This window comes from Methylobacterium sp. Gmos1 (assembly GCF_053764715.1).
Genome location: NZ_JBSNCC010000008.1, coordinates 241,876 through 248,291 on the forward strand (window position 1 = coordinate 241,876; position 6,416 = coordinate 248,291).

7 protein-coding genes are annotated in these 6,416 nt (G+C 65.2%); 3 read left to right on the forward strand and 4 right to left on the reverse strand.

The window, feature by feature from the left end; translation table 11 throughout:
* The first annotated feature begins 1 nt into the window (after position 1).
* The 3 genes from hydA (at position 2) to ACS5PV_RS18015 (ending at position 4,159) form a co-directional block, all read left to right on the forward strand.
* The gene (hydA, locus tag ACS5PV_RS18005; RefSeq protein WP_455396719.1) at positions 2-1,477 is read left to right on the forward strand and encodes a dihydropyrimidinase; all 1,476 of its coding nucleotides are present in this window, start codon (positions 2-4) and stop codon (positions 1,475-1,477) included.
* Positions 1,478-1,784: 307 nt separating this feature from the next.
* Positions 1,785-3,230, forward strand: coding sequence for an FAD-binding oxidoreductase (locus tag ACS5PV_RS18010; protein WP_455396707.1), 1,446 nt, complete (start codon positions 1,785-1,787; stop codon positions 3,228-3,230).
* Positions 3,230-4,159, forward strand: a complete 930-nt coding sequence (locus tag ACS5PV_RS18015) for a dihydrodipicolinate synthase family protein (RefSeq protein ID WP_455396708.1) — start codon at positions 3,230-3,232, stop codon at positions 4,157-4,159. The genes ACS5PV_RS18010 and ACS5PV_RS18015 overlap by 1 nt, the downstream gene beginning before the upstream one ends.
* Positions 4,160-4,660: 501 nt before the next feature.
* Here ACS5PV_RS18015 and ACS5PV_RS18020 read toward each other — a convergent pair.
* The 4 genes from ACS5PV_RS18020 to ACS5PV_RS18035 form a co-directional block, all read right to left on the reverse strand.
* Complete coding sequence (locus tag ACS5PV_RS18020; RefSeq protein WP_455396709.1) at positions 4,661-4,888, reverse strand: transposase; 228 nt, start codon at positions 4,886-4,888, stop codon at positions 4,661-4,663.
* 219 nt (positions 4,889-5,107) lie between these two features.
* Positions 5,108-5,680: a helix-turn-helix domain-containing protein gene (locus ACS5PV_RS18025; protein ID WP_455396710.1), complete on the reverse strand. Its 573-nt coding sequence runs from the start codon at positions 5,678-5,680 to the stop codon at positions 5,108-5,110.
* Between the two features lie 76 nt (positions 5,681-5,756).
* A complete protein-coding gene (locus ACS5PV_RS18030) occupies positions 5,757-5,933 on the reverse strand; it encodes a DUF5681 domain-containing protein (protein WP_455396711.1) in 177 nt (58 codons plus the stop codon).
* Positions 5,934-6,003: 70 nt separating this feature from the next.
* Complete coding sequence (locus ACS5PV_RS18035) at positions 6,004-6,258, reverse strand: hypothetical protein (RefSeq protein ID WP_455396712.1); 255 nt, start codon at positions 6,256-6,258, stop codon at positions 6,004-6,006.
* Positions 6,259-6,416 lie beyond the last annotated feature (158 nt).

A 6,416-nucleotide genomic window follows, 5' to 3' on the forward strand; every position in this document is an offset into this window, starting at 1 on the left:
GATGTCCGATTACGACCTTGTCATCCGCGGCGGCACCGTCGGGACCGCCACCGCCTCCTTCCCGGCCGACGTCGCCGTCAAGGATGGCCGGATCGCGGCGGTTGGCCTCGGGTTGCCGGCCGGTGCCGGAGAGATCGACGCCACCGGCAAGTTCGTCCTACCCGGCGGCATCGACACCCATGCCCATGTCGAGCAGGTCTCCGCCAACGGTCTGCTGAATGCCGACACCTTCGAGAGCGCCACGACCTCTGCCGCCTTCGGCGGCAACACGACGCTGATCGCCTTCGCCGCGCAGCACCGAGGACTCGACCTGTGCAAGGTTGTCGACGACTATGCGGCGTTGGGCCGGCGCGGCGCCCTGATCGACTACGCCTTCCACCTGATCGTCGCCAGTCCCGATCGCAAGACTATCGAAACCGACCTGCCGGCCCTGATCCGAGAGGGGCACGCCTCGATCAAGGTCTTCATGACCTATGACCTCATCAAGGTCGATGACGAGCCGTTGCTCGACCTGCTTCTTACCGCGCGCCAGAACCGCGCCCTGGTCTGCGTCCATGCCGAGAACCACGGGATGATCGCCTGGATGGGGAAACGGCTGGTCGAGAAGGGGTACACGGCGCCAAAATATCACGCGATCAGCCATCCCCGCGGATCGGAGGCTGAGGCCATCAACCGGCTCATCGCCGCGGCCGAGCTGCTCGATCAGCCGATCATGGTCTTCCACGTTTCGACGGCGGAGGGCGCGGCCGTCATCCGCCAGGCCCGCGGGCGCGGGCTGAAGGTCTTCGCCGAGACCTGCCCGCAGTACCTGTTCATGACGAAGGACGATCTCGACCGACCCGGCATCGAGGGGGCGAAGTGGATGTGCTCGCCGCCGACGCGCGAGGCGGCGGACCAGGCCGCGCTCTGGCAGGCGCTGGCGCTCGGCGACCTCCAGACCGTCACCTCCGATCATGCGCCCTACCGCCTCGACGAGACCGGAAAGCTCGCGGCCGGCCCGAACCCGACCTTCAAGCAGATCGCGAACGGCATGCCCGGTCTCGAGACGCGGCTGCCGCTGCTCTTCGACGCGCTCGTGTCCCGCGGCCGGCCCGAATTCGAGGGAAGGGGGCTCGAGAGCTTCGTCCAGCTGACCGCCACCGCGCCGGCCTCCATCTACAACCTGCCGGGAAAGGGCGCCCTGCTCCCGGGCTACGATGCGGACATCGCCATCTGGGATCCGGAGCGGACCGTCACGATCAGCGACGACCTGATGCACGACCGCACGGGGTTCACCCCCTTTGCCGGCACGGTCGTCCGCGGCTGGCCGGAGCGGGTCCTGCGTCGCGGCGAGGAGATCATCGCCGACGGCGCCTGCAAGGCCGCCCCCGGATCCGGTCGGTGGCTCGGTCGCCGGGGCGGTTGGGCGGCCGAGCCGACCGGCCGGCTCGTCGCCGACATGGACCCCCGCCGAAACTTCGGGGCCGAGCTGCTGTGATAGACCCCGCACATCGTGAGACCTGAGACGAGACCCCGGGGTTCCCGCTAGCAATATGCGGCACAGTCATGGTCTCGGCGTGAGACGTGTTGGTCAGCCAACCGAATTCTGCCGAGCGAATCGCCCGGAATGATTGGGCAAGGGTGCTCCTTGATCGAAATCGATCTCGTGCTGCGACCGAAGCGACGCCTGTCACAGAATAAAAATCGTCTGACGTGGCGACATTGCGCGCAGGGACGGCCGATGCATCGTCGGCTGCGTCGTCCTGTGCCTGCTGTCGCGGAATACAATCCAAGGGAGACAATCCGTGAGCGATGTGATCGCGCGGCTCGCTGCCATCGTCGGCGAGCACAATGTCATACTCGGGGAGGAGCAGGCACCATTCCTCAGCGACTGGCTCGGCAAGTACCGGGGGAGCGCCCTCGCCGTCGTGCGGCCGAGATCGGTCGACGAGGTGTCCGCCATCATGGCGTTGTGCGCCGAACGGGACGTTCCGGTCGTACCCCAGGGGGGCAATACCAGCCTCTCGGGCGGCGCGACGCCTGACCGGACGGGGGAGGCCGTGGTGCTCTCCCTGGCCCGGATGAACCGCGTGAGAGCGGTCGACTCGGTCGGAAACACCATCACGGTCGATGCCGGCGTCGTCCTGGCGAACGTCCACAGCGCCGCGAGCGCGGCCGACCGCTTCTTTCCCTTGAGCCTCGGCGCCGAGGGAAGCTGCACGATCGGCGGCAACCTGGCGGGCAATGCCGGCGGCGTCGCCGTCCTGCGCTACGGGACGATGCGCGAACTGACGCTCGGGCTGGAGGTCGTTCTGTCCGACGGGCGGGTGTGGGACGGCTTGACGGCCCTGCGCAAGGACAACACCGGCTATGCGCTGCGCGACCTGTTCATCGGCTCTGAAGGCACCCTCGGCGTCATCACCGGCGCGGTGCTGAAGCTGTTTCCAGTGCCGCGCGCCCACGCGACCGCCTTCGTGGCGGTCCAGGACGTCGATGCGGCGCTCGCCCTTCTCTCCATCGTGAGAGCCAGGGGCGGCGACCGCCTGACGGCGTTCGAGTTCATGACTGGCGACACGCTCGCGTTGATCCTCAAGCACGTGCCGGGCGCGCGCCTACCGCTCGACGTCCTGCCGCCCGCCGCCGTCCTGATGGAGTTGTCCGACACCGACGACGAGGCGGCGCTGATCGGGCGCCTGGAGGAGGTCCTGGCGAGCACGATCGAGTCGGGCCTGGTGCTGGATGGGGCGCTTGCGCAGGACGGCACGCAATCGAAGGCCTTCTGGCGCATCCGCGAAGGCGTCTCCGAGGCTCTCGTGCGAGAGGGGATGGCGGCGAAACACGACGTCTCGGTGCCGACCGCCGCCCTAGGCGCGTTCGTGTCACTGGCCGATGCCGGGGTGAAGGCCGCACTGCCCGGCGTGCGCCCTATCGTGTTCGGGCATCTCGGCGACGGCAACCTCCACTACAACCTGCTGCCCCCCGTCGATCTCGACAAGGGACAGTGGACGGCCGAGATGCCGGCCCTTACCCGGCTGGTCCACGACGAGACGCGCCGCCAGCGCGGCTCGATCAGCGCGGAGCACGGCATTGGTCAGCTTCGCGTCTCCGAGATGGAACGCTGCAAGTCCCCGATCGAACTCGACCTCATGGCGTCGATCAAGGCTCTGCTCGACCCGCGCGGACGACTGAATCCCGGCAAGTTGCTGCCGAGGACCCGCACGACCACCGATCTTGCAAGAGGAGCAAACTGATGTCGCTTCTGACCGAAGCCGCCAAGGGCGTCTATGTCATTGCGGTGACCCCGTTCGAGGAGAATGGCGCGCTCGACCTGCCCAGCACCGACCGGATGGTGGATTTCTACCTGGACAAGGGGGCCTCGGGGCTGACCATCCTCGGGATGATGGGTGAGGCGCCGAAGCTGACCGCGGAGGAATCGCGCACTTTCGTCCGCAGGGTGCTGGCCCGCGTCGACGGCCGCGTGCCGGTCGTCGTCGGGGTCTCGGCCCCGGGCTTCGCCGCGATGGGGGAACTGAGCGCGAGCGTCATGGGCGACGGCGCATCCGGCGTGATGGTGGCGCCCCCGTCGACGGTGCGGACGGACGATCAGATCGTCTCCTACTACGGCATGGTCGCGGACACGCTCGGACCTGACACGCCGTTCGTCCTCCAGGACTTCCCTCTCTCCACCACGGTGCAGATATCGCCCAACGTCATCCTGAGGATCGTCGAGAACCACCCCACCTGTGTGATGCTGAAGCACGAGGACTGGCCGGGGCTCGCGAAGATCACGGCCTTGCGCAAGGCGAGCGCAGCCGGATCCCGCCGTATTTCGATCCTTGCCGGCAATGGCGGCCTCTTCCTCACGGAAGAACTCGCGCGAGGCGCCGACGGCGCGATGACGGGCTTCGGCTATCCGGAGATGATGATCGAGGTCTGCAAGAACTTCGCGGCGGGCGATGCGGAAAGGGCACGAGACATCTTCGATGCGTATCTGCCTCTCGCCCGGTACGAGCAGCAACCGGGCCACGGTCTGGCAATCAGGAAGCATATCTTGGCCAAGCGGGGCGCCATCGCGTCGGCGACCGCCCGAAAGCCGGCTTCGGCGCTGTCGAACGCCGACATCGCCGACATCAACGTGCTGATCTCACGCCAGGAGCGCCGGTTGAGAGAGGTTGACTAGAGTTTGTCGGCCTTGAATGAAATATCGGATAATATTCGATATAAACCGCTTATTCATAATCTACCAGTCCATAGCCCGAACATGCAATCGGTCGTGTAGCGAACTTGCGATCTGATCAAAACCACAGCGCCGTCGAACGGGTCCGTTCGACGGCGCTGGCTCGATTCTAGCCACCAAACGGCCGTACCTCGATCAGTCGTTTATCATGCTAGTTTTTATAGGTTGTGATTTTCGCTTGGAAAACATAAATAAATGCCGCCCCGTCTCGAATGCGTACATTTTTCAGAAGCAGCCTACGTCGCCTGTCATTGATCTTGTGCTTACACGTTTGTAAGCCGCATCGCATTGATCCGTGTGATCAGCTCGCGATCGATCGCAGACTTCGGATCACCGTCGCGATTTGAGGGCTCTAGCCTCGACACGTCTGATACGGTTTCCGCTTGATTTAGCCAGCCTGAGTTTTGGCTTGGCGGTTTTGGGCAACCAGCGGAAGCTTGTGCGTTAGCGGATGACGTCGGCCTGGTCGCTCAAGGTCGCGCAGCGTTGCTCGACCACGCGTTCGAGCTCGTCCAGGTTGGCGACGTGCCGATTGACCACCGGCTCATCGACCAGCGGCCACAACGTCTCGGCCGGCTGCAGTTCGGGCGTGTAGGGCGGCAGGTACACCAGGCGTACGCCCTCGGGCACGCTCAGATTGGGCTGTGTGTGCCAGCCGGCATTGTCGAGCACCCACCAGTACCCGGCAGCGCGTACCCGCTCCGACCTCGCGGGCAAACTCAGCCACAAGCCGCTCGAAGAACAGTTTGGACAGGCCGTTGGAGAGGTACCACACCGTCTCGCCGGTTTCCGGCGCCACGAAGGCGGTGACGTGCAGCCACTTGAAGCGGTGATGGCCCAGCGCCACAAGCCGCTCTCCCGCCGGCGCCCAGACCCGGCGCGTGACCGGCTTCAGCCCGAGACGATGCTCGTCGCTGGCATAGACGACGACCGGCAGGCGCGGCTCACGGGCGTCCTCCTCGTCGACGGCCTGCGCCAACTTTTTTTAAAAGCCTGCGCGGCTTCGGGCGTGGCCGCGCGTGGGTTGCGCGGGCGTGGCCGTTGCAGCGACCAGCCCAGAGCCTTGAGCGCCTCCCAGCCGCGCTGCACCCCCACCTGCTCGCGCCCCAGTTCCTGGGCCAGGACGTCGGCCACCTTGCGGCTCGTCCAGACGCCCCCGTCCGCCGGCGGCTCGGCCAGGCGCTGGCGCAAGCGGTCGAGGACGTCTGGCGTCAGGAGGCTGGCAGCGACTCCGTTGTGGCGGCGCCGATCGCCCAGCGCCTCAACGCCCTCGGCGTTGTAGCGGTCGCAGAGACGGCGCACCCAGCGCTCGCTGAACGCGGTGGCCGCGGCGGCTTGTGCGAAACTGTGACCCTTGGCCAAAAGCCAGATCGCCTGAGTTTGGAGGGCGGTGCGCGCATCACGGCACGCGGTCAAGCGCTTCTCCAACTCCGACACCCTCAGGTGTGCCACCGGGCCGGCCATCGCCGCCTCCCTCGACAAACAGCATGCCCTGGCAATGCCCCAACCCGCCTACCGGTTCACAGCTAAGCTGATCAAATCACACGGAAATGGTATTACCGTACTGGGCGAGTTCGATAGCTCGACGGGCCAGCCCTTCAGCTTCTCTCGCTAATAGAGCTTCCATTGGCACCGTCGTCTTGTGGTGATCACCTTTAGGCCTTCCCTTCGGATTGACGCTCTGGCCTTTGCTGAACGTCCACGGCTTCGCCACCACAACCTCTGAAACTAAAGGATGGGAACAGGTGCTCCGATACTCGTGCGCAGAATTTATCAGTTTCAGACCATTATGACTGGTGGATTGTCAGATCTTCAAGGGGAAGATCCACAGGACTACCCTCATACGCACTTATAACGCACCAGATGATGTTGAGGTCTTGGTCGCAGATCTGGTGCCCCTGCTCGCGCAGGAATGCCACGGCGTCGCCGTGAGACATATCGGGTGGTCCCTGAATGATGAAGCGCTGGGCCACGCGATGTGGCTGGGAATGAAGCGCGGCAGCGACCTCCAGCTTCGCAAGCCGGTGATGGATGATGCTCATCGTGATGGTTCCTGCTACGATCCTACGAGGAAGTCTGATGTTCACCCGCTTTCGTGGAGTGGTGATCAGCTTGCGGGCGATGGGTCCGTCAGCATCTCCTTCTCGTAGCGGATCGGCGAGCGGTAGCCGAGGGCGGAGTGGCGTCGAACTGGATTGTA

What these genes read in the sequence shown, in the direction of transcription:
- hydA (WP_455396719.1), top strand. Translation starts at nt 2, where the DNA reads ATGTCCGATTACGACCTTGTCATCCGCGGCGGCACCGTCGGGACCGCC.
- ACS5PV_RS18015 (WP_455396708.1), top strand. Translation starts at nt 3,230, where the DNA reads ATGTCGCTTCTGACCGAAGCCGCCAAGGGCGTCTATGTCATTGCGGTG.
- ACS5PV_RS18025 (WP_455396710.1), bottom strand. Translation starts at nt 5,680, where the DNA reads ATGGCCGGCCCGGTGGCACACCTGAGGGTGTCGGAGTTGGAGAAGCGC.
- ACS5PV_RS18035 (WP_455396712.1), bottom strand. Translation starts at nt 6,258, where the DNA reads ATGAGCATCATCCATCACCGGCTTGCGAAGCTGGAGGTCGCTGCCGCG.